Below are 384 nucleotides of genomic sequence, written 5' to 3'. Positions count from 1 at the left end.
ATCCAGCGTCGCGCCGCGCTGGTGAACGACGCAGTTCAAGTTCAACTCCGAGGCCAGTTCGAGCTGTTGCTGGAAAATCTCTGCCTGCTTGCGTTTGTAGCGTCCGTCATCTTCCGCCGTTCCGCCCTGCGCGCTGGGCATCCGGTAGTAATCCAATCCCGTCTCGCCCAGCGCGACGACCTTTGGATGTTGCGCAAGTTCGCGCAGCGTCGGCCGCACATCATCGGGCGCTTCAAGGGCATCGGACGGGTGCCAGCCGACGACCGCAAAAATTTCCTCGTGCGCGTCGGCCAGCGCCAGGGCGCGTCGGCTGCTCTCGAAACTGGTCCCGACCGAGATCATCCGGGTGATGCCCGCAGAGCGGGCGCGGGCGAGCACCTCCAC

The 384-nt window shown here is 64.8% G+C and carries 1 protein-coding gene; it reads right to left on the bottom strand.

From position 1 onward, the window contains the following. The coding region (locus I6F37_RS44690; protein ID WP_225155085.1) for a TatD family hydrolase at positions 1–384 on the bottom strand (384 nt) is incomplete at both ends.

It is taken from the genome of Bradyrhizobium sp. NBAIM08 (assembly GCF_020193935.1).
Classification (GTDB): domain Bacteria; phylum Pseudomonadota; class Alphaproteobacteria; order Rhizobiales; family Xanthobacteraceae; genus Bradyrhizobium; species Bradyrhizobium yuanmingense.
The sequence above is the reverse complement of the archived record's forward strand: the minus strand, read 5'-3'. Positions and strand labels throughout refer to the sequence as shown.